Annotated in this window: 22 protein-coding genes, 1 pseudogene and 1 other annotated feature; of the genes and pseudogenes, 3 read left to right on the plus strand and 20 right to left on the minus strand. The window is 47.4% G+C overall.

Features of this window, described 5'->3' with window-relative positions; translation table 11 throughout:
* Nucleotides 1-12: 12 nt before the first annotated feature.
* The 16 genes from F5I99_RS14460 to F5I99_RS14535 form a co-directional block, all read right to left on the minus strand.
* Nucleotides 13-444: a SufE family protein gene (locus F5I99_RS14460; RefSeq protein WP_151057200.1), complete on the minus strand. Its 432-nt coding sequence runs from the start codon at nucleotides 442-444 to the stop codon at nucleotides 13-15.
* Nucleotides 445-463: 19 nt separating this feature from the next.
* Complete coding sequence (gene sufT, locus F5I99_RS14465) at nucleotides 464-997, minus strand: putative Fe-S cluster assembly protein SufT (RefSeq protein ID WP_191905861.1); 534 nt, start codon at nucleotides 995-997, stop codon at nucleotides 464-466.
* On the minus strand, nucleotides 997-1,356 hold the full coding sequence (locus F5I99_RS14470; protein WP_151057202.1) for a HesB/IscA family protein: 360 nt from the start codon (nucleotides 1,354-1,356) through the stop codon (nucleotides 997-999). The genes sufT and F5I99_RS14470 overlap by 1 nt, the downstream gene beginning before the upstream one ends.
* Nucleotides 1,357-1,377: 21 nt before the next feature.
* Nucleotides 1,378-2,613: a cysteine desulfurase gene (locus tag F5I99_RS14475; RefSeq protein ID WP_151057204.1), complete on the minus strand. Its 1,236-nt coding sequence runs from the start codon at nucleotides 2,611-2,613 to the stop codon at nucleotides 1,378-1,380.
* On the minus strand, nucleotides 2,606-3,904 hold the full coding sequence (gene sufD / locus F5I99_RS14480; RefSeq protein ID WP_151057206.1) for a Fe-S cluster assembly protein SufD: 1,299 nt from the start codon (nucleotides 3,902-3,904) through the stop codon (nucleotides 2,606-2,608). The genes F5I99_RS14475 and sufD overlap by 8 nt, the downstream gene beginning before the upstream one ends.
* Nucleotides 3,904-4,671: a Fe-S cluster assembly ATPase SufC gene (gene sufC / locus F5I99_RS14485; protein ID WP_407670305.1), complete on the minus strand. Its 768-nt coding sequence runs from the start codon at nucleotides 4,669-4,671 to the stop codon at nucleotides 3,904-3,906. Before sufC ends, sufD begins: the two co-directional genes overlap by 1 nt.
* A 23-nt stretch (nucleotides 4,672-4,694) precedes the next feature.
* The gene (sufB, locus tag F5I99_RS14490) at nucleotides 4,695-6,131 is read right to left on the minus strand and encodes a Fe-S cluster assembly protein SufB (protein ID WP_151057209.1); all 1,437 of its coding nucleotides are present in this window, start codon (nucleotides 6,129-6,131) and stop codon (nucleotides 4,695-4,697) included.
* A gap of 30 nt (nucleotides 6,132-6,161) precedes the next feature.
* Nucleotides 6,162-7,319, minus strand: a complete 1,158-nt coding sequence (locus F5I99_RS14495; protein WP_151057211.1) for an IscS subfamily cysteine desulfurase — start codon at nucleotides 7,317-7,319, stop codon at nucleotides 6,162-6,164.
* Between the two features lie 35 nt (nucleotides 7,320-7,354).
* The gene (gene iscR / locus F5I99_RS14500; RefSeq protein ID WP_151057213.1) at nucleotides 7,355-7,831 is read right to left on the minus strand and encodes a Fe-S cluster assembly transcriptional regulator IscR; all 477 of its coding nucleotides are present in this window, start codon (nucleotides 7,829-7,831) and stop codon (nucleotides 7,355-7,357) included.
* A 117-nt stretch (nucleotides 7,832-7,948) separates the two neighbouring features.
* A complete protein-coding gene (gene cysE / locus F5I99_RS14505; RefSeq protein WP_151057215.1) occupies nucleotides 7,949-8,731 on the minus strand; it encodes a serine O-acetyltransferase in 783 nt (260 codons plus the stop codon).
* Nucleotides 8,724-9,494 (minus strand): RNA methyltransferase, encoded by a 771-nt coding sequence (locus F5I99_RS14510; protein WP_151057217.1) that lies wholly within the window; start codon nucleotides 9,492-9,494, stop codon nucleotides 8,724-8,726. The genes cysE and F5I99_RS14510 overlap by 8 nt, the downstream gene beginning before the upstream one ends.
* Before the next feature lie 344 nt (nucleotides 9,495-9,838).
* Nucleotides 9,839-10,744: a tyrosine-type recombinase/integrase gene (locus F5I99_RS14515; RefSeq protein ID WP_151057220.1), complete on the minus strand. Its 906-nt coding sequence runs from the start codon at nucleotides 10,742-10,744 to the stop codon at nucleotides 9,839-9,841.
* Nucleotides 10,745-10,748: 4 nt separating this feature from the next.
* Nucleotides 10,749-12,467: a MobH family relaxase gene (mobH, locus tag F5I99_RS14520; protein WP_191905862.1), complete on the minus strand. Its 1,719-nt coding sequence runs from the start codon at nucleotides 12,465-12,467 to the stop codon at nucleotides 10,749-10,751.
* 101 nt (nucleotides 12,468-12,568) lie between these two features.
* Entirely contained in the window at nucleotides 12,569-12,838 is a 270-nt protein-coding gene (locus tag F5I99_RS14525) for a hypothetical protein (protein ID WP_191905863.1), read from the minus strand.
* A 241-nt stretch (nucleotides 12,839-13,079) separates the two neighbouring features.
* Nucleotides 13,080-14,948: a hypothetical protein gene (locus F5I99_RS14530; RefSeq protein ID WP_151057224.1), complete on the minus strand. Its 1,869-nt coding sequence runs from the start codon at nucleotides 14,946-14,948 to the stop codon at nucleotides 13,080-13,082.
* 9 nt (nucleotides 14,949-14,957) lie between these two features.
* Nucleotides 14,958-17,486, minus strand: coding sequence for an AAA family ATPase (locus F5I99_RS14535; RefSeq protein ID WP_151057226.1), 2,529 nt, complete (start codon nucleotides 17,484-17,486; stop codon nucleotides 14,958-14,960).
* Nucleotides 17,487-17,728: 242 nt separating this feature from the next.
* On the opposite strand from F5I99_RS14535, the gene F5I99_RS14540 reads away from it, so the two are divergent.
* The 3 genes from F5I99_RS14540 to F5I99_RS14550 all read left to right on the plus strand — a co-directional run bounded on the left by F5I99_RS14540 (nucleotide 17,729) and on the right by F5I99_RS14550 (nucleotide 20,756).
* Nucleotides 17,729-18,888, plus strand: a protein-coding gene (locus F5I99_RS14540; RefSeq protein ID WP_151057228.1) for an IS3 family transposase whose coding sequence is annotated in 2 segments (ribosomal slippage) — nucleotides 17,729-17,993 and nucleotides 17,993-18,888 — 1,161 coding nt in all. Because the reading frame shifts where the segments join, the coding sequence is not laid out codon by codon here.
* 362 nt (nucleotides 18,889-19,250) lie between these two features.
* Complete coding sequence (locus tag F5I99_RS14545) at nucleotides 19,251-19,526, plus strand: recombinase family protein (RefSeq protein WP_151057230.1); 276 nt, start codon at nucleotides 19,251-19,253, stop codon at nucleotides 19,524-19,526.
* Between the two features lie 4 nt (nucleotides 19,527-19,530).
* Nucleotides 19,531-20,756, plus strand: a protein-coding gene (locus tag F5I99_RS14550) for an IS3 family transposase (RefSeq protein WP_407670306.1) whose coding sequence is annotated in 2 segments (ribosomal slippage) — nucleotides 19,531-19,819 and nucleotides 19,819-20,756 — 1,227 coding nt in all. Because the reading frame shifts where the segments join, the coding sequence is not laid out codon by codon here.
* Nucleotides 19,809-19,925: a sequence feature (AL1L pseudoknot), on the plus strand. (Overlaps the previous gene by 117 nt.)
* Nucleotides 20,757-20,792: 36 nt before the next feature.
* On the opposite strand, the gene F5I99_RS19990 is transcribed toward F5I99_RS14550, so the two are convergent.
* The 4 genes and pseudogenes from F5I99_RS19990 to F5I99_RS14570 all read right to left on the minus strand — a co-directional run bounded on the left by F5I99_RS19990 (nucleotide 20,793) and on the right by F5I99_RS14570 (nucleotide 25,597).
* Nucleotides 20,793-20,861: a carbon storage regulator gene (locus F5I99_RS19990; RefSeq protein ID WP_151059227.1), complete on the minus strand. Its 69-nt coding sequence runs from the start codon at nucleotides 20,859-20,861 to the stop codon at nucleotides 20,793-20,795.
* Nucleotides 20,862-21,265: 404 nt separating this feature from the next.
* A pseudogene (locus F5I99_RS14560) lies at nucleotides 21,266-21,634 on the minus strand (reverse transcriptase domain-containing protein); the annotation flags it as partial.
* 446 nt (nucleotides 21,635-22,080) lie between these two features.
* Nucleotides 22,081-24,990: a hypothetical protein gene (locus tag F5I99_RS14565; RefSeq protein WP_191905864.1), complete on the minus strand. Its 2,910-nt coding sequence runs from the start codon at nucleotides 24,988-24,990 to the stop codon at nucleotides 22,081-22,083.
* Nucleotides 24,962-25,597 (minus strand): hypothetical protein, encoded by a 636-nt coding sequence (locus tag F5I99_RS14570; protein WP_151057234.1) that lies wholly within the window; start codon nucleotides 25,595-25,597, stop codon nucleotides 24,962-24,964. The genes F5I99_RS14565 and F5I99_RS14570 overlap by 29 nt, the downstream gene beginning before the upstream one ends.
* Nucleotides 25,598-25,622 lie beyond the last annotated feature (25 nt).

A 25,622-nucleotide genomic window follows, 5' to 3' on the forward strand; every position in this document is an offset into this window, starting at 1 on the left:
GGATAGACAGAGTTACGCCATCGCCGACATACGCGCAGCGGTCTCCCGAATCCGGGCCACCATGGACTTCAGCCCATTACCACGACTTGGACTGAGGTGTTTTATCAGATTCAATGCTTCAAAATAGCCTTCGATATCAAAGTGCTGAATCTCAGCCGGGGTTTTGGCATTGTAGGCCGCCAGAACCACCGCCAGCAGTCCACGCACAATATGCGAATTGCTATCGGCTTCAAAATAGAGTTTGTCATCCTTCAGGCGCTCAGACAACCACACCAGACTCTGGCATCCCTTGACCTGATTGGCTTCGGTCTGCTGTGCCTTATCCATAGGCGGAAGCTCTTTGCCTAGATCGATGATGTAACGATAACGATCTTCCCAGCTATCAAAAAAAGACAGGGTGTCGATTATATCGTCGGTGGTTATATCGGTTCCAAAAGTTTTCATCAGCTGTCTGTTATCTCTTTCAGTAGAACATACCGGTAGCGAGTTGCGCCTCTTCGCTCATCATATCGCGTTGCCAGGGCGGATCAAATATCAACTCAACCTTAACCGTTTCAACATTAGGGACTTTGGCCACCCGGTATTCGACATCACCCACTAGTACCGGCCCCATACCACAACCCGGTGCTGTCAGCGTCATGTCGATATCAACCCTGTGTGCCTGCTGATCAATACGGACCGAATAAATCAGCCCCAGATTCACCAGATCTACCGGAATTTCCGGATCATAAATAGTCCGCAGTGCGTCCCAGACCTGAGTTTCGACAATTTCATCCGTTTCCGCGGGCGGGAAGGACAGCTTTTCCGCTTCCAGTCCCAGCGCCGCCGCATCGGTACCATCCACACGCACCATCTGTCCATGCCAGGTCAGCGTATAGTTGCCGCCAAGGGACTGGGTGATAGTGACAAAGGTATCCTTGGGAATGGTCACAGGCGTGCCTGCCGGAACAATACGCGCCGGACAGTCAGTCTGAGTCACAACCATGCGTCTTTCCATTATTCATTCACCGTAAAACTTTCACCACAACCGCATTCGCTGGTGGCATTGGGATTGATAAATTTAATCTGGCGATTAATACCTTCACGCACATAATCAATTTCTGAGCCACTGACAATCGCCAGGCTGGACTTATCAATCAGCAGCGTCACATCTTCCACCTGCAGTTTGAGGTCTTCCTGTTGCCCGGCTTCAACCAGATCAAGGACATACATAAAACCAGAACAACCGCTGGGTTTCACACTCAAGCGGATAGCCTGAGCATTCTGCTGAGCGCTCAGTTGTTTGCGAAAATGCTCAAGGGCAGCTGGAAGTACCGTTACTGTCTGAGTCGACGGATCAAAACGTTCTACCGACATAAATTAACCTCCACCTGTAATTCAGAGTAGGAATTCGCGTGCCTTGGCCAGACCATCGAACAAACGATCCACCTCAGCCAGCGTATTGTAAAAACTAAAACTTGCCCTGACCGTACCATCCAGACCCAGATGCTCCATCACTGGCTGGGCGCAGTGATTTCCGGTACGCACAGCGATGCCCTGCTGGTCGAGCAACATACCGATATCAGCGGCGTGTATCCCCTCAAGCACAAAACTCATCACACAGATGCGGTTCTGCGCTGTACCCACCAAACGCATTCCTTCGAACGCCTCAGCACGCTGCTGAGCATACTGCATCAGAGCCTGCTCATGCGCGATCATGCCCGCTTTGTCGAGACTGTTGAGATAGCTAATGGCCGCGGCCAGACCTATGGCATCGGCAATATTGGGTGTACCAGCTTCAAACTTGAAAGGAATCTTGTTAAACGTCGTGCCTGCAAAGCTGACATCTTCAATCATTTCGCCGCCACCGTGCCAGGGCGGCATAGCTTCCAACAGTTCAGCACGTCCCCAGAGAGCACCAATACCAGTCGGGCCAAACAGTTTATGCCCGGAAAAGGCGTAAAAATCACACTCCAAAGCCTGTACATCCGTCATCCAGTGACTGATCGCCTGAGCTCCATCAATCATCACCAGCGCCCCCACTGCATGAGCCAACCGGGCTATCTCACGCACCGGATTGATACTGCCGAGGGCGTTGGATACATGCCCGACAGAGACCATCTTGACGCGCTCATCCAGCATACTTTCGAATGCCAGCATATCGATTTCGCCTGATGCTGTGACGGGAATCGCCTCTACCTGCGCACCTTTGTCAGCCGCAATTAACTGCCAGGGCACAATATTGGAATGATGCTCCATCATCGAAACCAACACTCTGTCCCCAGCCTGAAGATGCTGACGCCCCCAACTGGCGGCGACCAGATTAATGCCTTCGGTGGTACCGCGTGTCCAGATCACTTCACGCGCTTCCGGTGCATTGATAAACGCCGCCACCGCCAAGCGCGCCTGTTCAAAGCCCTCGGTAGCACGATCACTCAGGGTATGTGCGCCCCGGTGTACATTACTGTTGTCACAGGTGTAGTAGTGCACCAGCGCATCAATCACCGCCTGAGGCTTCTGTGTCGTGGCGCCATTATCCAGGTAGACCAGAGGATGACCATTCACCTGCTGTTGCAGGATAGGAAAGTCAGCCCGCACAGTGTCAACATCAAAGGGTTTACGTTGTTCAGTCATGAATAATATGCCGTGTCAGTTGTCCATCCTGGCCAAACAACTTTGCCAGACGTGGACGCAGCCAGAGTTTCAGGGGCTCCAGGGTCAGGTTCTCTACCAGCTCGTTAACGAAACCAAAGCTCAGCATTACCCGCGCTTCTGCTTCAGAAATACCGCGACTGGTCAGGTAAAACAGCGATTCATCATTCAGCTGACTGACAGTTGCTCCATGCGCACAGCGCACATCATCCGCATAAATTTCCAGCTCAGGCTTGGTATTGACCTGGGCCCGATCTGAGGTAAGCAGATTGCGGTTGCTTAACTGTGCCAGGGTTTTCTGGGCATCCTTATGAATATGGATACGGCCATTAAAAACCGCTTTTGAGCTATCCGACATCACCCCACGGAACACTTCCGTGGTGGTACAGTTAGGGACACAGTGCTCAACATTGGTGTGGTAATCAATACGTTGATTATTGCGTGGCAGATAGATGCCATTAAGCTGCAAATCAGCGCCACTGCCCTGATGAAACACATGGTAATCAATGCGTTTCAGACGACTGCCAGTCGCCAGGGTGAATCCCAGCAAACGCGCATCGGCGTCCAGACTGACATGCACACCACCGGTATGCAGTGACTGCTCAGATTCCAGGTTAATACGATGATGGCTTAGTGAGGCATTGGCTTTCAGGACCAGCTCAGTGGTGGAATTTACCCAGCCTTTTTCCTGGTCTTTCATGCTAAAGAAATGCTCCAGCACTTGCGCTTCAGCGCCACTTTCCAACACCACCAGTAAACGGCTGTTAACCACTTCGGCTGACGGCGTATCGGTTGCATGCACGATATACACCGGCTTATCCAGGCGCTGATTGGCCTGCACATGCAGTAAAACACCTTCTTCAAGCCAACTGCTATTGAGTGCCGCAAACAGGTGTTTACGCTGATCAGCAATGCTATTCAGATGTTCATTGATCAGTGCCTGCTGTTCGCTATCTGCGGCGGAAAAACGCACCACTTCGGCAGGCAGGCTTGAAGACAAAGCAGCATCGAAGCGACCATTCACAAACACCAGGCGATAGGCATCCAGTTCGATAAGCCCATCAGTAGAATCCAGCTTTGCCTGAGACGCCAACTGCCACTGTGCATTTTCAATCGGTAGAAGAGAGGTATAGCGCCAGGCTTCGGTTTTACGTGTCGGCCAGGGCAAATCCTGCCACAGTTGACTGCCCTGCTCTCTTACTTGACCCAACCAAGCCGGAAACGGCTGGCTAGCTGCCAGCGATATTGCCTGTTGCTGAAACTCAGAAGTCATCACGCCACCTCGTTTTCGAGCCAGCTGTAACCCTTGGCTTCCAGTTCCAGCGCCAGTGACTTGTCACCCGATTTAACGATGCGACCGTTAGCCAGTACATGCACATAATCCGGCACGATGAAATCCAGCAGACGCTGATAGTGGGTCACAACAATAAAACTGCGGTTCTCTGCACGCATGGCGTTGACGCCACGGGCGACCACCTGCAGGGCATCGATATCCAGACCTGAGTCAGTTTCATCCAGAATGCACAGTGACGGTTCCATCAGCATCATCTGCATGATCTCATTACGTTTTTTCTCACCACCGGAGAAGCCCTCATTGACGCCACGCTTGAGGAAGTTTGGGTCCAGATCGACAGCCTTGCTGGCTTCACGCGCCATTTTCATAAAATCGATGGCTGACAGCTCTTCCTGTCCGGTATGTGCGCGGCGAGCATCGACAGCCGCCTTGAGCAGCTCCATATTGCTGACACCCGGGATTTCCACCGGATACTGAAATGCCAGAAACAGTCCCTCACGCGCCCGCACTTCAGGCTCAAGATCGAGCAGATTCATCCCCTTAAAAGTGACGCTACCGGAGGTAGCCTCATAGCCGGGGCGCCCTGACAATACATTGCCCAGCGTACTTTTACCGGCACCATTGGGCCCCATAATGGCGTGAATCTCTCCTGGCTTTACCTCCAGCGATAACTGACGGAGGATGGCTTTATCTTCTACAGAGGCACATAAATTACTGATATTTAACATAGTATCTTCCAAAAACATTAACGTATACGGCTGAGGATCGCTTAACCGACAGAACCTTCCAGGCTGACTTCCAAAAGCTTGCCGGCTTCTACGGCAAACTCCATCGGCAACTGCTTGAACACCTCACGACAAAAGCCATTAACGATCATCGACACCGCTTTTTCCGGATCCAGACCGCGCTGCTGACACAGGAACATCTGGTCATCACTCACTTTAGAGGTGGTGGCTTCATGCTCGACAATGGCCGAAGGATGCGAGCTTTCAATATAGGGGAAGGTATGCGCGCCGCAACGGTCACCAATCAGCAGCGAATCACACTGGGTGTAATTACGCGCACCGGCCGCGGTTGGCCCCATACGCACCAGGCCACGGTAGGCATTCTGACTGTATCCAGCAGAGATCCCTTTGGAGATGATGGTCGAGCGGGTGTTTTTACCCAGATGGATCATCTTGGTACCGGTATCGGCCTGTTGATAGTTATTGGTCAACGCAACCGAGTAAAACTCACCGATACTGTGATCCCCTTTAAGAATACAGCTCGGGTACTTCCAGGTGACTGCAGAACCCGTTTCAACCTGGGTCCAGGAAATTTTGGCGCGGGTATGACAGATGCCACGCTTGGTGACAAAGTTATAGATCCCGCCCTTACCGTTCGCATCACCGGGATACCAGTTTTGCACGGTAGAATATTTGATTTCAGCATTATCCATTGCAACCAGCTCAACAACCGCCGCATGCAACTGATTTTCATCACGCTGAGGGGCCGTACAGCCTTCCAGATAACTAACGTGAGAACCTTCTTCGGCAACGATCAGCGTACGTTCAAACTGCCCGGTATTCATCTGGTTAATGCGGAAATAAGTCGATAACTCCATCGGGCAACGCACCCCCTTGGGGATATAGACAAAGGAGCCATCAGAGAAAACCGCCGAGTTAAGCGCAGCGTAATAGTTGTCACGCTGAGGTACGACAGAGCCGATATATTTTTTCACCAGCTCAGGGTACTTGTGCACCGCCTCACTGATAGGGCAAAAAATCACACCGGCGTCTTCCAGTTTTGCCCGGAAGGTGGTCACCACAGACACAGAATCAAATACCGCATCCACAGCCACACCCGCCAGCATTTCCTGCTCATGCAGAGGAATACCCAGCTTGTTGTAGGTTTCAATCAGGTCGGGATCAACTTCATCCAGACTCTGCGGCCGGTCAGCCAGGCTTTTAGGTGCTGAAAAATAGGAGATCGACTGAAAATCGATAGTCGGATAATGCACATGCGCCCACTCCGGCTCTTTCATCGTCAGCCAGGCCCGGTAAGCCTTAAGACGCCACTCCAGCATCCATTCCGGCTCGTTTTTCTTGGCAGAAATAAAGCGAACGACATCCTCATTCAACCCGGGAGGCAAGGTTTCAGACTCGACATCCGTATGAAAACCTGCCGCGTACTCTTTGTTAATTAACTGCTCAACCTGTTCAGACATAACCCTACCTCTAATTCTCGCTAACCACGGTCAGGCGGTGATACTGACCAATTTACTCACCACCTGCCGGAAATGGGCAACGGCAAAATCGACTTCTTCTACTGTGGTAAAACGACCAAAGCTGATCCGCAGGGAGGCATGTGCCAACGCATCTGGAACACCTATAGCCTTCAGCACATAACTGGGTTCAAGACTGGCCGACGTACAGGCCGAACCTGTCGATATAGCCAGATCTTTCAGCGCCATCAGTAACAACTCACCATCAGCCTGCTCAACACCGAGATTCAGGTTACCTGCAACTCGCTGTGTTAATGAACCATGCACATGGATACCCGGCAAGTCCCTGACACCCTCAAGAAAACGTGTTCTGATTCCTTGAATATGTGCGGATTCTTCTGCCATAGACTCAGCAGCCAGACGGGCGGCCTCGCCCATACCCACCAATTGATGTGTCGCCAGCGTACCCGAGCGCATCCCCCGCTCATGCCCGCCACCGTGTATCTGAGCCTCTAAGCGAACCCGAGGCTGCTGGCGAACATAGAGTGCACCGACGCCCTTGGGCCCATACAGTTTGTGGGCTGAGAAGGACATCAGATCCACCGGCAACTCGCGCAGATCGATAGGCAATTTACCCAGACTCTGCGCGGCATCAACATGAAACAACACCCCACGCTCACGACAGATATGACCTATTGCGGCAATATCGTTAATTGTGCCGATCTCATTGTTGACCTGCATGATGCTGACCAACAGTGTGTCTTCACGGATGGCGGCTGCCACCTGATCCGGCTGAATCAAACCGTTAGAATCAGGAGCTAACCAGGTAACCTCGTAACCCTCTGACTCTAAATGGCGCAGCGTATCTATGACGGCTTTATGCTCAATCACTGAACTGATTAGGTGCTGCCCCTTGCGCCGATGCTGATGCGCAGCTCCTTTTAATGCCAGATTGTTGGACTCGGTTGCTCCCGAGGTCCAGACAATTTCACGTGGATCGGCATTAACCAATTCAGCCACCTGCTGACGCGCTGTTTCCACCGCTTCCTCAGCTTTCCAGCCGTATATATGCGACCGGGAAGCCGGATTAGCAAAATTTCCATCCAACGTCAGGCAGGCCATCATTTTCTCGGCAACCCGAGGGTCTACGGGAGTCGAGGCCGCATAATCAAGATACACCGGCTTTCTCATTACACCTTCACTGACAAAGTTAAATTCAGAGTCCGTTAGCTAACATGTATGTCACTGGCAATCATCTGCTCAGTGTGTCGACCATCCTGACGCTGAGACACATCTTTAACATCCTGGCGTTCCACCAGATCAGCCAGTGTTATGCCATTCAAAAAAGTATGAATCTGATCACTCAGATCACACCAAAGGTGATGCGTCAGACACACCTCGCCTGACTGGCAGTCTCCGCGCTTGTTGCAGCCGGTAGCATCAACATTCTCATTGACAGCATCGATCACTTCGGCAACATTAATATCACGCTGAGAGCGCTTCAATTGATAGCCACCGCCCGGTCCACGTACACTGCTGACAAGTTCATTACGTCTCAGCTTGGCAAATAACTGCTCCAGATAAGACAGAGAGATCCCCTGTCGTTCTGATATATCCGCCAGGCTGATTGGCCCTTTACCTTCATGCAGTGCCAGATCCAACATGGCTGTCACCGCATAACGTCCTTTAGTTGTTAACCGCATTTCTCACCTCACATCGCTTACAGAATGTAGGGATTATGCTAAAACCAACATAAATAGTCAACTATATATCCTACTATTTTACTCAGGCTTCGGATCACTGTATCGATCACAATTTTTTCAGGGCTTTGATTCCTCTTCTACAGCGCCTTCAAAATCCTCTTTTTTCAACTCCGGCAACTGCTCATCACAGTACTCCGGACGCATATCACACAGCACATTACCCATCTTATCCATGCGCTTATCCATAGCTTGCAGGTGATCCAGCATGCAACCAATGGCATGAGCTACCGGGTCGGAGACTTCATTGGTGACACCATAGGCATCAAAGCCGACTTTATCGGCCATTTTCCGACGCTGTTCATCACTACTACCCTCCCGGTCATCGTCTGCACGCTTGACGATACGGCCCGGTATACCCACTACAGTAGCGCCAGCCGGTACCGCTTTGGTCACCACCGCATTAGAACCCACTTTAGCCCCCGCCCCTACGGTGAAAGGCCCCAGTATTTTCGCACCCGCACCGACAATGACATTATTCTCCAGGGTTGGATGACGCTTCCCCTTATTCCAACTGGTACCACCGAGCGTCACCCCCTGATAGAGGGTGACATCATCACCCACTTCGGCAGTCTCACCTATGACCACACCCATACCATGATCTATAAAAAAACGCCGACCTATCTGCGCACCCGGATGTATCTCAATACCGGTTGTCCAACGGGCAAAATTCGACACCATACGCGCCAGCCACTTAAAATTACGTCGCCACAAAGCATTGGCCATTCGGTGCCACCAAACAGCATGCAAGCCCGGATAGTTAGTAATCACTTCCAGAAAATTACGTGCCGCCGGGTCTCGGTCAAACACCGAGCGCACATCTTCCTTCAACCGTTCAAACATCGTTTTTCTCCTCACCCTTCATCCGGGGATTTCTTGCCAGCACCTTATCAATAGCACTTAGGAAGCCACGCATCACATTCACCTCAACCCTGTCCGGAACGGCTCGCAGAAACAGCCGACGCAGCCGCGTCATCAACTGGCGCGGATTATCCGGATCAAGAAACTCGACGCCAACCAGGGTCTTCTCCAGATGCTCAAACAACAACTCAGTTTCACGCGCATCAGCCAGATCAATATCCCAGGCCGTCCCCCATTGCGGTAACAGCCCTGGCTCGCTTTCAAGACTGGCGATACGCAATTCATAAGCAATCACCTGCACCGCTGCAGCGACATTCAACGAACTAAAATCAGGATTAGTGGGTATATGCACATGATGATGACAGCGATGCAACTCATCATTAGTCAAACCCCGGTCTTCACGACCGAACAAAATGGCCATCCGCTTACCCGGTTGCAAGTCACATGCCACCGACGCCATTTGCCGCGGTGTAATCACAGGCCAGGGAATATGTCGATCACGCGCACTGGTGCCCACCACAAGATGACACCCGTCCAACGCCTCGTCTAACGTCTCAACAACCTTAGCAGAGGCCAGAAGATCCGTGGCCCCAGAGGCACGCGCGTCCGCTTCCGGATCAGGAAAGCGCTTAGGCGCAACCAGACACAAATCCGTTAATCCCATATTCTGCATGGCACGCGCCACCCCACCGATATTGCCCGGGTGCGTGGTATGAATCATGACAATACGTATCTGGCCCAACATAGCTCGACATTTCCAGCAAAAAAACAAGGCCGGTATAATAGCAGATAATCAGGGAAGTGCAGAGATGCAAGATAGATCTTAGACCTATCAACAGAGTGATAAGAAGTGTAATACAACAATTAGAACTTACACTTTTGGCCGAACTATCATGAGTATAGATTAAGCTAGATATTAATACAACTATGTATGGCTTTTTTGGATTCGCAGCAACTTTCTGATACTGATTATACAACATAACAACTCAGCACATAGTCCATAAGCTATCGCTTCACAGAACGAAGCGATAGCAACAATCTATAAAGTTGAGCTAAAATCGGTAGCGCAAAACTCAGCTTAAGTAGGGCTTACTTTCTACAGTCATTTAAGGTTTCCTTTAAATCCTCAGTATCGAGATGTATATATCTAGTGGTTGTTTGAACACTCAAATGACCTAGAAGTCTTTGTGCATAAACCACATTACCACTACTTTTAATTATATCTGAGGCTAAAGTATGTCTAAACATATGACTTGTTACCCTAAAACCAACACTTTTTGACAACAGCCCAAATGCATAAAAAACATCATCTGAATTCATATAATCTTTACGCTTTGGATCAAACTTAAGCCTATTTTCGTGAATATTAAAAAATTGATTTGCTATGCGTTTTCTTTTTGAAATATAGTCTACAAGCACACGATTCAAATCATCACTAATTGGAACTTTGTATTCAAGATAATTTTTTGAATGCTCTGCTCTTAATCTAATCCAACCATCAACCAAATCCACATCTTGATTGTTCAGACCTATAAGCTGTGAAACCCTCATACCTGTGTGATAAAAAACCATTACTACAGTCTTCCAAAACCACGAAGGATCCCTATTAAATAAAACATCATTATCATCTATGAATTTAAAAATTCTATTAATTTTTTTATCACTCAATCTTCTATCATTACTAATAGGGGCTTTAACGCTCAAGCCCTCAAATGGGCTAAATTTACTTTTCAAATAGTTATTTTTAATTCCAAATTTATAAAAACTATTAAGATATGCAATATATGAATTTATAGTTGCGGGTTTTATTTTTTTCAAAAAATCCTTCCTCCATAATAAAACCGCCTGCCTATCAACATCATCAGGGTATACAGCATCAATAGTTATAGAAAACCTAGATACAATTGATATAAAAAGTTTATTACTACTACTCCGTAGATTTTTTTCAAGAGTGTACAGCTCGATCAGCTCATCAAAAGTCACTTTGTCATCCATTTCATCAATCCCTTTTCAGCTCTAGAAAGGGATTATTATACAAAAAACTAACTTGATTACACTCTTTCCTGAGTAGGTACCCCTGGATTACTGAGCTTCTCTTAGGCCCCTGTACATTCACCTTAAATATATTCATTGCGTCCTCACTCTTCTGGTGAACTTTACATCTCTGGAAGGATTTCTGGATATCTTTCCATGCATTGTCATCACCATACTTCTCAAGACTAAATCTTTTGAATGCCTTAGGACTAACAATGAATAAGGTATCATCTACCGTATGGGCGAATGACCTTGCATCATTAATAATTAATTTTTTAGAATTAATACTGCTAAATACCCATTCAAGAAACTGCTTCCCTAAAGACACATCCACTTCAAAAGTATCAATAGATTCATTTTTATAAGATATAGAATTATTTAAATCTTCTTCAGATCCATCACAATAATTCACATTAGCACTAGAAATATCAAGGTCGTCAAATACATCCAGATAGCTAGATGAGTGCAATGATACCTCGGGCTTAATTATATTTTTATCTTCGCATTTTAATTCTTCAGAGCTATCTAAAATAACTTGATCTTGCGGATTAGAATTGTCAGACTCAATATACTGATTATCTTCGATTGTAACATCACCTTTAAATAAATCGCTTAAGTCACCATTTGGCCACAAAACTGAAGGATGAACCTTTACACATGTCAAGGAGACCGACCATTCATCAATTGATATTTTACACTTCCATACAGCTTTTTTTTGCAAGTTAGGCTGAAGCAATCCACAACTTTGCATTTCATCAAACAAAATTGGATTGCTCGAAGGCACACTACTATAGCCAAGCTCAAGTAAATATGACCGCAATTCATTTGCTACTGTTTTACTAACAAGCCAAACAGCATCACCTGTAACAAAGCAACTTGCACCCTTCTCATTAAGTTTTAGTCGATTATTTACTATATAACGTAGTCCAGTGATCAGCTTCCCTTGAAGTGAAACAATGTTTTGCTCTATTGCGATTTTAGGATTACCTCCCATGAACTTACTTACGCTGGCTTTATCTGCCTTTTTTACAATTTCACCAATCACACCAGACTTATCATGATGGCCGGACAATTCCATAACCAATTGATTAAAGACATCTACTTCAGATCGAATCCAGTCGATATTCACTTGGGTTAAAATTCTGGTAAAAAATAGCAAACCAGAAACGCCGTGAACTTGGTAATCTCTGCCCTTCACATATGAAATGGTATACTGAGTTCCAAAGGGTATATTTCCATGAATCAGACATAAGTCAGTACCATCGATAGCCTGCACTCTCATATCAAACGCAATTTTTCCAATATCATGTAAAAGTGCACCATAGATGATAGCGGCGGTCCATATTTCTGCTACTTTGGACTGCTCCTCAGACTTACCTCCTGGTGGTAACAACCTGTTCCTGCGTATTTTTAAAGCATATATAGCGACTTCAAGCACATGATCTATCAAACCACCAGGGTAACAATGATGATGATTAGCTGATGCCGGTAATAATTGCACTATTTCGGCAAGCCGACGGATAGGTTGCTCCACATGCAACTCAAATGATTCGTGCGTTAATGAAGTTAGATCCCAAAGCTGCCTAATAAGCTGCCTTCTATTGACGTCTTGTAACAGCTCATCACTTGACTTAGATAGTAGCCAACCATCTTCTTTTGCCTGCAAATCAACGGCTTCAGACATACTCACAGCACTTGAAGGTATTAGCTTTTGAATCAGTTTATTAATCATATATTTCAACTATTTATATTGATAAACTCAATATAAATAAAGTTACACTTCAATCAAGTGAAAAGCTTAAATGAAAAATTGACTAATTTATTTGCACCTGAGGACTGTGCTTTCGGATAGATTAGCCGTGCCAGTGCGCTATCATCAAGAGTACAAATGGTTTCCCAATTGAGATCTTGCTGTTCGGCTGAACTCGTTACTTTTTGGATGGCACCGACGCTGACACGCAGGCTATCGCGGACTTGACGAACGGATAGGCCAGCATGCAACCGTAACCTAAGGATTTCACGAAGTTTACGCATGGATGTTCTCTGTCTGGTCATAACCGTATCCATCTGAAAATGAATAGGTTATCAGTGATAACAATCAACGCGGAGAAGGCATTCTGGAATTAAGTGAACACTGATTCTGGAAATCGGGCAAAAATGTTCACTTTGCACCAGAATAGGTGTTCACTTTGGGGGCAGAGTGCGCACTTGGGACGAAAGTAAGTGGAACACTAGTCCGCTACAAATACTAAATCTCTAGCGTACAGGTGCCGATTCATTTAAAGCACTGAGGTGGCTATGCCACCTCTCTACTTTTAGTTACTAGAGTCAAACCCGTGCGCTTAACACCGTTTATCTCGAGCAATCTTGTCACGAGTTTTTGTAGCGGATCGGTGTCGCGCTTGGCACCGAGTATCAAACCAACACTTTGCAAGTTGGGTGATACAGGGTTAGTCCCATGAATACCCATTTCGCCATGATGATAGCTCGCTAAATCACCTAATTCCTTTTCGGTGTAGAGTATCGTTAAGGAGTTAACTGTTGGCGTCTTCTGGTTAGGGTGGTGTATCCCATGGACATACTTCATTGTCAACTCTGGAAGATAGTTTACGAATGCCCAGTTACGGTTCGTGTATTTAGCATCCATTACTAGTAGCCGAATATCCCCTGTCTCAGAGTCTATTAACTGAATCACAATATCAGGCACTCGCTTGGAGTTAATCCAAAACTGACCCCGCTCCCTAAAGTAAGATTTATCCTTGATGGAGTAGGCCTCGCTATTTACCAACCCATGCCGATGCTGAGCTGAATTCAAAGGAGTCCAGTAGATGGGCTCTCGCTCTACAATGAGCTGAGTGCCTTTCGGATCTGTGAATACAGTTTCAAGATTTGGTGTTGAATCACTGCTCGCAAGAGCCGGATTGAAGTAGATATTTACGCTCTGAACAACCCGGAAATAGCAATATGCTTCAAAGAGATCAGGGATGCTCTGTATGGCAAACAGGTTCTCGTAAGCCGACCAGTCAAGAGTCCCACGTTGATGCCATTTGATGATATCAATAAAGACTTCCATGTAGACATGGTTGCTGCGTGTCTTAGGTGTGATAATTGGCCGCTCATTCAGGGGCCTAGAGACGGGTAGGCGCGTATCTAAGTGCCCCTTGATCTGCTTAAGGTTATCAATGAGCCTGTCGATTCGTGTTATGTGAGCCCCCATAAGATGGGACTTGAACTTCGATACTTTATCAAAAAATGAGATATAGCCTTTGGGTAGCTGTGCGCTTAGGTTTCCTGCCCTGAACTCACGCTGGTACTTCTGAGCCAGTTGCTGTGCCTCCCTGAGAAGAAGATCTACATAACCGTGAATTATCCAGTTTTCGTAGACATCAGGGTTTTCGAGTAGCACCGGCATTCTCAAGCTAGATGCTCTGAAATGCTCACCTTCATAGAGGATATGTGCCTGATCCGGATTTTCATCGGGCTCCAAAACAGAAAGATTCTCGAGCAACCACCCTATGGTTGAATCATCCATCTCCTCGCCACCAGTCGGCGAAACCATTCGCTGCTTGGGTACGAGTCGCGTGATTGGCTTGTTGATGATGATAGGCATTGAATCCACTAGCAGCTCAATCGATCGCTCGATCCTTTCTAACGTGTGAGCAGGCGAAACAGCACCCTCACTGAATCCGGCGCTGTGCCTTGTGGCACTGAAGACCGAATGCAAAGCATCGCTAGATAGGCCCGCCAGGTATTCAAACATTCGCTCGACATTTTCTGCAGAAGTCGCTTTAGCTGCCACTTGTAGGGGCTGAAACGCTGCTAGCTCAACCGCTTCTCCCGCCTCATTATGTAAAAGTACCGTTAGCTCGGAGATTCCGAAGTAGTTACTGAAAAGTTTCTCAGTTCGATAATTCGAAGTTTTAGGCGTCCATACAAACTCTGTGGTTTCCGCTGCATCAGGATATTCGCGATGAGTCGCCTCAATTGCATGTTGGTACAGTTCAAGTGTCGCGTTTGAAAAGTGTCGTGGGACTCGAAGACGAAACTCTATTCGTTCATCCTCGAGCACCCATGGCAAATTCTCCTGTATCGGTTGCTCAATATCCGGCAAGGTTACGACCTCTCCTGATCTTTTCCCATCTAGTATTAAGAGTTCAAGTTCCATCTCGACCTCCTAGAAAAATGAGTAGGTGCCGGTCATGTCATTGCCGCTGGCCAGAATGCGCTCTAGATGGCGTGAGGATCGTGTATAACTAGAGCCGATTTCGCTCTGCAGCTTCTCAACTCTGACTCTGAACTTCGATCCGTAGCCCTCAATATGCGGGAGGATATGCTGACTGAGGGCGAAGTCGAAGGCGGTTGTCGCATCCATGAGATTGCCGTCCATCGCTGCACCAAAATACTCAGTAATCGCCGCAACCTTCCTGTGAGAGATAGAGACCGGCTGACCTAGTGCGGGATCACGTTCACCAAGGAGATTGATGATCGTATTGAGTTTATCTTCGAGAACTGAAGAAAGTTCCGCATCTTCCGTTGTGAAGTACTTTTCAAAGAGATCGTAGTTCAATGCGCCATTGAGTTTCAGGCCCGTAGCAAAGTCGTTCTTGGAACTATCATCATTATCAAGCGAGATAATTGGAACACGATCGATCAGCCGAGGGGACAATCGCTCTGTTGTCGCATCATGGTTGATGGTCGCGACAAACCGCACATTCCTGGCCACTTTGAGCAGATCACTCCCTTTTTCTGGACGACCCGTAACAATAGGACGATGGCGGCCTTCTTTATCACACATACCGATGAAATCAGACCAGTAGTGCTCCATCGGACTAAGATTGGCTTCGTCGAGCAGCACCAGCCGTAAACTATCGTTCGTTTCATCCACCGGATTGTTCAGGAAGTCATAGAGGCCAGTACGGGCTCTTTGGTAGGAGTTATTGAGGCTGTTATAGAATCCGAGGATATCCCGGCCAGAAACCCAGCCACGAGCAACGGGCATATAGAGAAAGTTTTTATCATTGGATGAGTCGCCCAATTGAAGGCCATCAGCGAGACGGACAACAGAAGAAGTTTTACCGACCCCCGGCGGCCCTGCTAGCACTGTAAGAAACGACTGAGTGGTGCTGAGAAGCAGGTTAGCCATTTCGACATCAGAGAAAGTTTTGCCATAGTCTTCATCTAAATGACTACGAACCGAGTCTACGACTTCTGTAGCCGAACTAGGCTTTTCACTTGCAAATTGAAGGGGCTTGAACTTACTCGATTCATTGCTCGTAACTGATCCGCCTTTGAGGACTCTGCTGACAACAGCCATCTCACCGACCTTGGCAGCTAGGTCACTATGCTTCAAAGTATCCTCGACTGATTTTCGAGCTTTATTGAGCTCCTCGTTTTCCCCCTTCCGTTTAGTGATCTCTCGTTCGAGTACCCTGATCTCAGTATTTAGGTCTTCAACTTGCTCTACTAACTGGAGTGTTTGTAGCCTGCTAGCTACATCATCGGCAATTTCATCCCGTTGTTGTTCAAGTTTTTCAATCCCGGCTTGAAGTTCGGACTCCAGCTCCTTGAGATTTTCCCTGCGAGTAACTTCAGTCTCTTCCTTGATAATCTGTATTGTTACTTCTGCATCACGTCGTGCTTGCGTAACCTCATCTCCAACCGTTTTCAGCTCGCTTTGCTTTTTCGCGATTTGAGCCTCAATTTGCTCGATTCGTCGTTTGGCCTCGGTTTCTTGCTTTTTTGCATCTTCTTCGATTTTGCTGATTTGATCACTCAGAAGTGCATCCTTGTTCTTGGCAACATAATCCTCGAGGAATATTTTACCTTTGGAGGACTCAAAGTAATCTCTGACAATTTGGTGGCCCGTATCAGTAGCAGCTAGATACTCATCAAGAACGGTCTTTAATCGATCTAGGTGGGGACTGCCCTTAATGTTCAGGTTTTGGCGCTCGAACTGAGCAATGCCTTGTTTTAACTTATCAGCCTCACGCTTACTGAGAAATGTATTCTTCTTTCCCGCCTGCATGCCGTTGAAGTAAGTAATCAACTTTGAATTGCTCATATAGTCATAAGTTTCATAAGTGTGCTGAGACAGATGTTTCAACGTAGACACAAATATTTTCAGTACTCCGTTAATCGATAGTTCAACAAGGCTGTCTCTGACCTCGTTATGATCGAATTTGGCTACTGCGTGTGAAGCGTAATTGAGCGCATTAGAAGATCTTGGCTCAAGCAGTTGGCCGTTCTCACCCTCATCTGTAGCCATGAATAATCCGAACAAGCTTCCTTGTTGACCATCCTTTATAAAAAATGGAGTTTTAGGTGCTTTAAGTCCAGAAGGAAGACGGCTTGATTCCGCTGGCGGCAGTATCGTATTCACGACGGGGATTAAATACCCGGCTGGAAGTGATTTAGCATGCTTACCGTCTGTCCAGTACCTTTTTTCACCCACTGATTCAGTTTTTTCATCGTCCCGAAAGTGGACGCTCAGTAGGAACGGCTCATGCTCTGCATAGGCTTTATCGATTGATTGATAAGCTTGTGAAACAAATATGTCGGAGGGATAGTCTGATTTGTCGATATATTGGAGCTCTCCGTCCTCAGTCACAGAGAGCAGAGGGGTGAGAAATCCTTTGTTGTCGTCTTCTAGTAGGGGGCGTCGCTTATAAACAATTACGTTTTCGATCTTCAGGTTTGGGCTCATTGGGTAGTCCTTAATAAAGAATAGTCTGGTTTAGAAGCCCTAAAACTTAGGGAAGTCTAGTGTAGCTCTCCTAATTTCGATCTTTTCGACGTCATTCACTCTTAGCCAATCCTGCTTAAATGAATGTGCTTATTTACTATATTTATACATTAGTCGAAATTAAATTTACACACCCTGAACTGGTCTAATAGATCCGGACACTTTAATTAGCGACAATATCAGTCAGCTATTGAGGTGTCATTATGAGTCAGAAACGAACCTACAAACAGTACTCGGCAGAGTTCAAAGAAGAAGCCGTGGCGTTGGTCACAGATCAAGGTTATACGATTCCAGAGGCGGCCAAATCCTTGGGTATTAATACGAATATGCTTTATCGCTGGAAAGATAAACTAGAAGCTAAAAACAGTGGCAACCAAGTCACTGAGACCGAACGAGAAGAACTGCTTAGGTTACGCAAAGAGAACCGTAACCTGCGGATGGAAAAGGAGATTTTAAAAAAGGCTTCAGCCTTCTTCGCGAAAGAAATGAAGTAAAGTTTGATTTCATCGCGGCTGAATCAACCCATTACCCAGTTGCTGTTCTTTGCCAGGTAATGGGTGTGAGCCGCTCGGCCTACTATGACTGGCAAAAACGGCCTGGCAAGCTTATACCGGCTGAAGGGTTGACGCTTAGACGCCGGATGAAAAAGCTGTTTAAGCGCAGTCGTTCAAGCTTGGGGAGCCGAGAGATGTTGAAAAAACTACGCGGAGAAGGCTTTAAAATTGGTCGCTATCGGGTACGTAAACTCATGGAGCAAATGAACCTGATTGTACATCAGCGCGTGGCCTACAAAGTGACCACCAAGCGCAAATTCAGCGATGCGGTCGCTGATAACTTGTTGAATCAGAATTTTAATCCCACAGGGCCGAATCAGGTGTGGGCTGGTGATGTGACGTATTGCCGAACTGGAGAAGGCTGGATGTATCTGGCGGTGGTAATGGACTTATATTCCCGCCGTATAGTCGGCTGGCATATAGATAAGCGCATGACGACCGATCTTGTCAGTAAATCGCTGATGAAAGCGTTTAATTTGCGGAACCCTCCACCTGGGCTGGTGTTCCACAGCCACCGAGGCTCTCAGTACACGAGTCGTCGGTATCGTAAACTGTTGGCCGATTACAACATGCGGGCCAGCATGGGAGACGTGGGTGCGTGTTGGGATAATGCCGTTGTAGAGCGCTTCTTTGGGAGCCTGAAGCATGATTGGCTACTGAAAATCCCACAGCCCACACGGCAGCATATGAGAAATGACGTGGCAGCATACATGCGTTATTACAACCTGGAAAGATTACATACGGCCAACGGTGATCGGTCACCGGTGGACTATGAAAACGAGCTAAAAAAAGTGTCCGGTTTTAGTTGACCAGTACACCCCTACTTACTAAATCCATAGAAAGGTTGATCTTAGTCATCCTAATACATTTTGTCTCATCAAAGTGATTTCCTGATAGATTCCCTAAACTGGGCTCTGTAAAAATGCTCGCTAATGTGAGTCCTAGGAAAAAACTCCGTGTTAACGTCTTTCTATTCGTTGCTGACCTCGATTACGCAATAGATGGTGAGCTACAAATTCTCGATAAACATTGTTGTAGGGGTATGAAGGATTACAAAAAAACCACCGCTTGTTGGACACTCACCTTTCCACACCAAAAACACTCAATAATCATTGTTTTTATGATCATATTCCCGTACAACAATCTATAAACAGATTAGGTACGTTTTTTTATGATTATTGGTTATGCTCGGGTCAGCACCCAAGACCAGCACTCAGATCTGCAGCTCGATGCCCTCATTCAAGCCGGATGTGAACAGATATATCAGGAAAAAATCACAAGCAAGCTTCGAGAGCGACCAGAATTGACGCAGTGTCTTCGTACACTTCGCAAGGGCGACACTCTAGTGGTCTGGCGAATGGATCGATTAGCACGATCACTCAAAGACCTGGTAGAGATTATTGAATCGTACCGGCTTTCGTGGAGGCCTATTTCTTTGAGAGAATAAGGCTATGAAAAACTCTAACAGATACTCCCCCGAAGTTCGTGAGCGTGCCGTGCGTATGGTTCAAGAACACCTTAATGATTATCCATCTGAGTGGGCCGCTATTGAGTCCATTGCACCCAAGATTGGTTGTTTCCCTCAGACCCTTCACGGCTGGTTACGCCGCCATCAGACGGATACAGGTCAGCGCTCTGGTCAAACCACTGATGAGCAAAGGCACATGAAAGCGCTTGAGCGTGGGAATCGAGAGCTGCGCAGAGCCAATGGAATTCTTCGACTCGCCAGTGCTTATTTTGCCAAGGCGGAGCTCGACCGCCGTACCAAACATTGATTGCTTTTGTTGATGAGTATCGTGACCAATACGGAGTCGAGCCGATCTGTCGAATCCTACAGATTGCTCCGTCGGGTTACTGCAAGCAGGTCGCCAGAGCTCGTGATCCTGAGTTGCGCCCTGACCGCAGTAAACGGGATGACCAGCTCTGTGTTGAAATCCAGCGTGTCTGGGATGACAACATGCAATGCTACGATGTAGTTAAGGTCTGGAAGCAGCTTCTACAGGAGCAGGTTGAGGTGGCTCGATGCACCGTGAGGCGCCTGATGCAGCGTCTTGGATTACAGGGTGTGCGTCGAGGCCAAGCTGTCCGCACCACGGTACCTGATGATAAAGCCGCCTACCCACAAGACAGGGTTAAGCGCTATTTCCATGCTGATCAGCCCAACCAGTTGTGGGTATCGGATTTCACGTATGTCTCGACCTGGCAGGGCTGGCTCTATGTGGCTTTTGTGATCGATGTCTTTGCGCGTCGAATTGTGGGTTGGCGGGTCAGCAACCGTATGCAGACTGATTTCGTTCTGGATGCACTCAAGCAGGCCTTGCATGAACGACAACCACATCGGGCCGGGGGGGGGCTGATCCATCACAGTGACCGAGGTAGCCAGTATGTTTCCATCCGATACACTGAGCGCCTAGCCGAGGCCAATATAGAGCCTTCTGTGGGCAGTAAAGGAGACAGCTACGACAATGCATTGGCTGAGACCCTCAATGGCTTGTACAAGGCTGAGGTGATCCACCGCCAATCATGGAAGAGCCGTGAAGCCGTTGAAATGGCTACTCTGAAATGGGTGCATTGGTACAACCATCAACGGCTACTGGGTTCGATTGGGTATATACCTCCAGCGGAAGCTGAGGCAAACTACTATCAGCACCAAACTGGTCAGGCTATAGCGGCCTGACTTAAAGCAAACTGCCTCCACAAAACCCGGTACGATTCATACAGTAATTGTCACATCGTCGCCAATCAGTAATGTCTCGCAAACGCGGCGGGTCAATATAAGCATTTAATCTTCTCCTTGATTATGTGATAGTCCTTTGAATATCAAAATCTAGCGCAAACCAGATGATTTTTCAACTGTGTGAACATCATCTTTAGAGGCCCTACCCTGCACCTGCAGCCCATCTGAATTTCTGCACAAGGTGATTCGATTAGGCAAAACTTCACAGAGGCAGTCATTACCGATAAAAGCAGGATCTATAACACTTTGATTCCGTTGTAGAATATCGCACTCTATTACCATGGAACTGTGGCTATATACTCATTCGATTGCAATGCATCAGCGCTGTCAGAAGTATGCCCCGAGCGCTCACAGGAGCCACTCCCTCAGTGCTGTAGACTGTTTGTATTTGATCCTGCGGTAGTACTCGCTCATCGTCACCTTCAGCTTCTTCGATGCCGTTCGCTGCCTCAACCGAGGCTAACCGTTGACGTCCTTGCCCCAGTAAAACTCGAACCCCAGGTAAGCGCACAGTGCAGATAGATGTTCGCCAGAATCGGACTAATCACCCCTCCCTGTGGGCTACCACTGCTAGGCTTAGTGTATTCTCCTTCCGGTGATTTAATCCGCACTTTTAGCCACTGACCAATCAGGCTCAGTAGGGCATCATCATCGATCCGGTGGACCAACATACGTTTCATCCAGTCGAGATCCATATTGTCGAAGAAACCTTTGATGTCGGCCTCCACGATGTAACCATAGCCTTTGCATTGCAGGTTCAGTCCTAAGCTATGAACCGTCTGATGAGCACTGTTATTGGGCCGATAACCGCGAAAGTCCTGTTCCCAGTGCTTTACAGGATCAGGCTGACGCCCTGCTGGACCAGCTTGTCGTCTATCGTCGGCCTGCTGTTACGCTGGACTTCCCTACCACGTCCCCTGTGGAACATCTCTGACTCATCACAGCCTCACCAAGGCGGCTGGTTTGCATGGACTTCGATGGCGTTACAAACCTCGTCAGTCAGAACTCACTTTATTATCGGGCGATACCGGCACGTCAGGGCCACGACAGCCCCCGTGGCCTATATGATTCTCTGTGTACGCTTCACGTTGCTTATTCATCCGTGCTTCCTGCCACACAAATATTCCTGATTTCAGACTCCGCACAACGCGCAACACTCGATATAGATGGGTGGTTAACCCTTACCTGACAGGGACTTTCACCCTGTAAGATGCATCAAGCTTCGCTTGACGCACTAACGCAAGCCATCACAAGCCCTCATTCATTAAACCTCCAGATAATCAAAGCAGCCTAACCGCAACAAGTTTTCTTGAGCACGTACAGCATTATTGCAGACCTCCTGGTCTTCAGATTTTAGGCCCGCTTTCAAGATAGGTTTAGCTTCCTCGTCTAAAATATATATCTGTGTACCTTGATCCATGGTATCCGTGATTTTAGCAAAGCATTCGACAACTAAAGCTAAGTGATTTGGGAGCAGATTATTTAAGGCTCTTACCTGAATGGAAAGCCCAATACCCTTTCCCTGTTCAAGATCAAGATCAAGAATCTTCGAGTACGATTGCAAACGCCAGTCAGGTTCGAGGCATTCGGCTTCCAGCCAAAAGGTAAATTCCTGAAGTTCTAGCGGCTCAGCAGCTTCAAAGCGCCAATCAAAAAATGCGATAATGCGAGCAGTCAATGTCTTATCCAGTTGCCTACCGCTATTTTTCAGTGATCGACCAACATGATCGAAAAGCTGACTCCAGCGTTCACGGTCGTTTTTAGTCATATCGTAAAAACGCTCAAGCAGGCTTTCATGACCCGTTAGAGAGTAGACCTCCCAAAGGTAGTAGGCGAAAAGGTGCTGACCTAGTCTGTCGACAATATCCTTACCACTGCCTTCTTCGGTTGACAGGATGCTCAGGTTCGCTACTGCGTGTTCAAAATCACCCCTCAGAATTTCAAACGTCAGCTTGACTGGACGATTAAAGCGTATAAAGCTACAAAAGGCACTCCGCCAAACAGCTTCATTTGCTTGAGGGAATAAGATTTTTCGTTGCAGATTAGCCCAACCCGGATTGAGAGTACAAAGGTTTCCGAAGTGCATCCCCACTAGCGCATGCTCAGGCGCAGTTAACTTAATATCAGCATCCTCTGCTATACGTCTTGTGAGGATATCGGTCACTTCCGAGACATGATCTTCTGGAAAATGACGGCGAACCCAGAAGCCAAAATTAACAAGGGACTCGAGTGCCCGACTACGGGTGTTGTTGATAGCCTCAGTAATGGGATCGTTACGATTAAGCAGCACTGGACAATCCTGGTCGAGCCGCCAATCAAATTGACTGCACACTTGTCGAAGCATAACCCCAAGTCCATCCCTTGCGGTAATTGGCGCATCCGTATCCTTTTTCACACATGCATCAATAAAATCAACTACGGCTCGGCGCGAACTGCCCCAATCGGGGTGGACGCGTGATTCGTCTTGGGGTTCGGGTTGTCCTTCTACTCGCTGGATGTCTGGATGAGACAAGATCCATGTACAAAATGAAATCCACCGGTCCAGGTTTTCGAAATTCCTTTCCTTGACGACCTCGATCATGGCCTTGAGCATGGCAGCGACATAGACTGGCCGAGCAATCCTGTCACCGCTCGCCAGCCAGAAATCCAGTCGCTCGACATCAGGCATAATCTGCTTTTTGAAAAGGGACTGAAAGACATCAGCCAGCGCAGATATATTGATCTCAATCAGCGAGTTGTCTTTGTCCCGACACTCTTCGTCCCAGTCGTTTAGATAGGATAGAAGCTCTTCATCCGTAAAGCTCTCTAGATCCTTGACAGACTTCGGACTCCTATAGCTGATCGTACCGCCGGTTACCTCACCATAGGGTAAATAGCTGTCATCAGTAACAGTTTCATCCAGTGTTTCACCTACCAGCTCATCGAAATAACGTTGGACATCCCCGCTCAGCAGAACAGCGAAGGGGCGTAGCTGCATGCGATGAAAGTAGCGTTGATGTTGTTGAAAACTCTCATCAGTGTAACTCTCGCCCATCCAAGCACGATAATCATCTGTCGAAGGTCCACTGAGAATACCATCGAATATTCTTTTTCGTTCGTCCTCGCTGAGCAAGCGGAGGCCGAAACGCTCACTTGCCTTACGGATCATCAATTGGAATTCGTAGTGGTGCTCCCATTTAGAGTAGTCATCATGTCCAAGGATTTGCTCACGTATCCATGGGAGGGTCTTATCATTCAGATTAGATGCATAAAGGAGCTGCCGCAGCCGCGTGAACACCCTCCAACGATGATTTCGCAATGCCTGGTCCAGGGAGTCAATGGATTCCGGAGCTTTGTCATAAACCTGCTCGCAGGCATAAGCCAGCGTCTGCACTAGAGTTCCTTTTACATCTTGATACTCGCGATCTGGCTTATCCAGCCTCCGGCACCAGATTTCCGAATAATCCTGTCCGCTCCCTTTTTCGAAATCTTCCTGATAAATTCCCAGCCTGATCATGCTTGCCACCGCATCAATCAGGATGCGGGAAACCTGATAGGGCTCATGCTCGGCCAAGGGGCGAACACCATTTTCCAGGATTTGCTGATATTCCCATTGTTGAAAGCGGGGTATAGGTTCTAGTAAGGATACTAAAGACTTTGGATTTTTTTTGCGAAGTAGCTCTTTTTCACGAGCTTTTGGGTCTTCCCGAAAGGAAACCAGTGATTTCGTTACTTTAAGCGATTCGGCAATGTTACCTTGCGCCATCCAATGCTTAAGTAATTCAGGATAACGATGAGCAAGGAACGGATTATCAAGTTCAATGTATTCATTAAGCTTCGGGTACAACTCTGCGGATTGCCGCCCTTCTAGCTTAAGTGCTATTGCAAGGACATCATCATAAACCCGAGGGTTATCTGTTTTCGGCAGAGATAAAATAATTTCGACTACTTGATCTGGTACCTCCTCTGTAATGGTCAATAAATAGCTCAGTTCTGGCCAATGTGGATATTGCACATACCCGTCACGCAGCTGTTTCAAACCGGGGGGGCTGCTAAAATAGCCACGTTGTCGCAGTGGTTCTACCCAGAGAGGGTTATTTAGCCTGGAGAAAAAGTACTGTCGATCCGTCTCTTTTTTAACGGAAGCCATTACTTTATCTATCATCTCATTGGTTGGTGGCGTCCAGGATTTCATTTAAGTCCTTAAGTCGATCATATTGACTACTGGCTGCTATGTAGAGATACCCATCCAGACAATTGAAATGCTTTTCTAAGTCATTGCCGATATTTTCACGAAAGGGTTTGTCCCGAAGATGTGCATGACCAAGAAACCATTCTTTTGCAGCTTTCCATTCTGAAAGAAAATTATCGGGTATCTTGTCTCTATCGGAGTAATCGAGAAATGTGCTGAAAAACAAGCCATCAGCCTCTGAACTTCGCATGCGGCCAGATTTGTGCTCATCAATCAGTGTAGAGATTTTTTGACATACATCGATGGGAATCAGGTGTCCTTTCTCGGCCACTTCAGACGAAAACTCATTAGTTAACCGCCACTCCTCACGCCAGCCACCCTGTAATTTGTCGATATGCTGCTGATATTGAACGCGCTCCGATTTGATGCCAGCAACAGTAGATGCAAGACGGTTCATCAAGTCCCGACCAACATGGGCAACAAAGGAGACGTAACCTGCTGACCTCTGATTTATTAAAATTGCAGCACCTTTATACGCCTCGGCAAAGACTGAAAGGCTGAGATCATCATTCAGCCATTCATAAACTCGCTGTTGTTCGTCATTTAGCACTGATCTTTACTCTCTAAGTGCCAAA

The organism is Nitrincola iocasae (assembly GCF_008727795.1).
In the GTDB taxonomy this organism is placed as follows: domain Bacteria; phylum Pseudomonadota; class Gammaproteobacteria; order Pseudomonadales; family Balneatricaceae; genus Nitrincola; species Nitrincola iocasae.

Excerpts from the sequence above, each read along its gene's own strand:
- F5I99_RS14535 (WP_151057226.1), bottom strand. The coding sequence starts at position 17,486 with ATGAGCCCAAACCTGAAGATCGAAAACGTAATTGTTTATAAGCGACGC.
- sufB (WP_151057209.1), bottom strand. The coding sequence starts at position 6,131 with ATGTCTGAACAGGTTGAGCAGTTAATTAACAAAGAGTACGCGGCAGGT.
- F5I99_RS14545 (WP_151057230.1), top strand. The coding sequence starts at position 19,251 with ATGATTATTGGTTATGCTCGGGTCAGCACCCAAGACCAGCACTCAGAT.
- F5I99_RS14470 (WP_151057202.1), bottom strand. The coding sequence starts at position 1,356 with ATGTCGGTAGAACGTTTTGATCCGTCGACTCAGACAGTAACGGTACTT.
- sufC (WP_407670305.1), bottom strand. The coding sequence starts at position 4,671 with ATGTTTTTGGAAGATACTATGTTAAATATCAGTAATTTATGTGCCTCT.
- sufD (WP_151057206.1), bottom strand. The coding sequence starts at position 3,904 with ATGACTTCTGAGTTTCAGCAACAGGCAATATCGCTGGCAGCTAGCCAG.
- F5I99_RS14510 (WP_151057217.1), bottom strand. The coding sequence starts at position 9,494 with ATGTTGGGCCAGATACGTATTGTCATGATTCATACCACGCACCCGGGC.
- F5I99_RS14515 (WP_151057220.1), bottom strand. The coding sequence starts at position 10,744 with ATGGATGACAAAGTGACTTTTGATGAGCTGATCGAGCTGTACACTCTT.
- sufT (WP_191905861.1), bottom strand. The coding sequence starts at position 997 with ATGGAAAGACGCATGGTTGTGACTCAGACTGACTGTCCGGCGCGTATT.
- mobH (WP_191905862.1), bottom strand. The coding sequence starts at position 12,467 with ATGTCTGAAGCCGTTGATTTGCAGGCAAAAGAAGATGGTTGGCTACTA.
- cysE (WP_151057215.1), bottom strand. The coding sequence starts at position 8,731 with ATGTTTGAACGGTTGAAGGAAGATGTGCGCTCGGTGTTTGACCGAGAC.
- F5I99_RS14475 (WP_151057204.1), bottom strand. The coding sequence starts at position 2,613 with ATGACTGAACAACGTAAACCCTTTGATGTTGACACTGTGCGGGCTGAC.
- F5I99_RS14460 (WP_151057200.1), bottom strand. The coding sequence starts at position 444 with ATGAAAACTTTTGGAACCGATATAACCACCGACGATATAATCGACACC.
- F5I99_RS14525 (WP_191905863.1), bottom strand. The coding sequence starts at position 12,838 with ATGACCAGACAGAGAACATCCATGCGTAAACTTCGTGAAATCCTTAGG.
- F5I99_RS14530 (WP_151057224.1), bottom strand. The coding sequence starts at position 14,948 with ATGGAACTTGAACTCTTAATACTAGATGGGAAAAGATCAGGAGAGGTC.
- F5I99_RS14565 (WP_191905864.1), bottom strand. The coding sequence starts at position 24,990 with ATGAAATCCTGGACGCCACCAACCAATGAGATGATAGATAAAGTAATG.
- iscR (WP_151057213.1), bottom strand. The coding sequence starts at position 7,831 with ATGCGGTTAACAACTAAAGGACGTTATGCGGTGACAGCCATGTTGGAT.
- F5I99_RS14495 (WP_151057211.1), bottom strand. The coding sequence starts at position 7,319 with ATGAGAAAGCCGGTGTATCTTGATTATGCGGCCTCGACTCCCGTAGAC.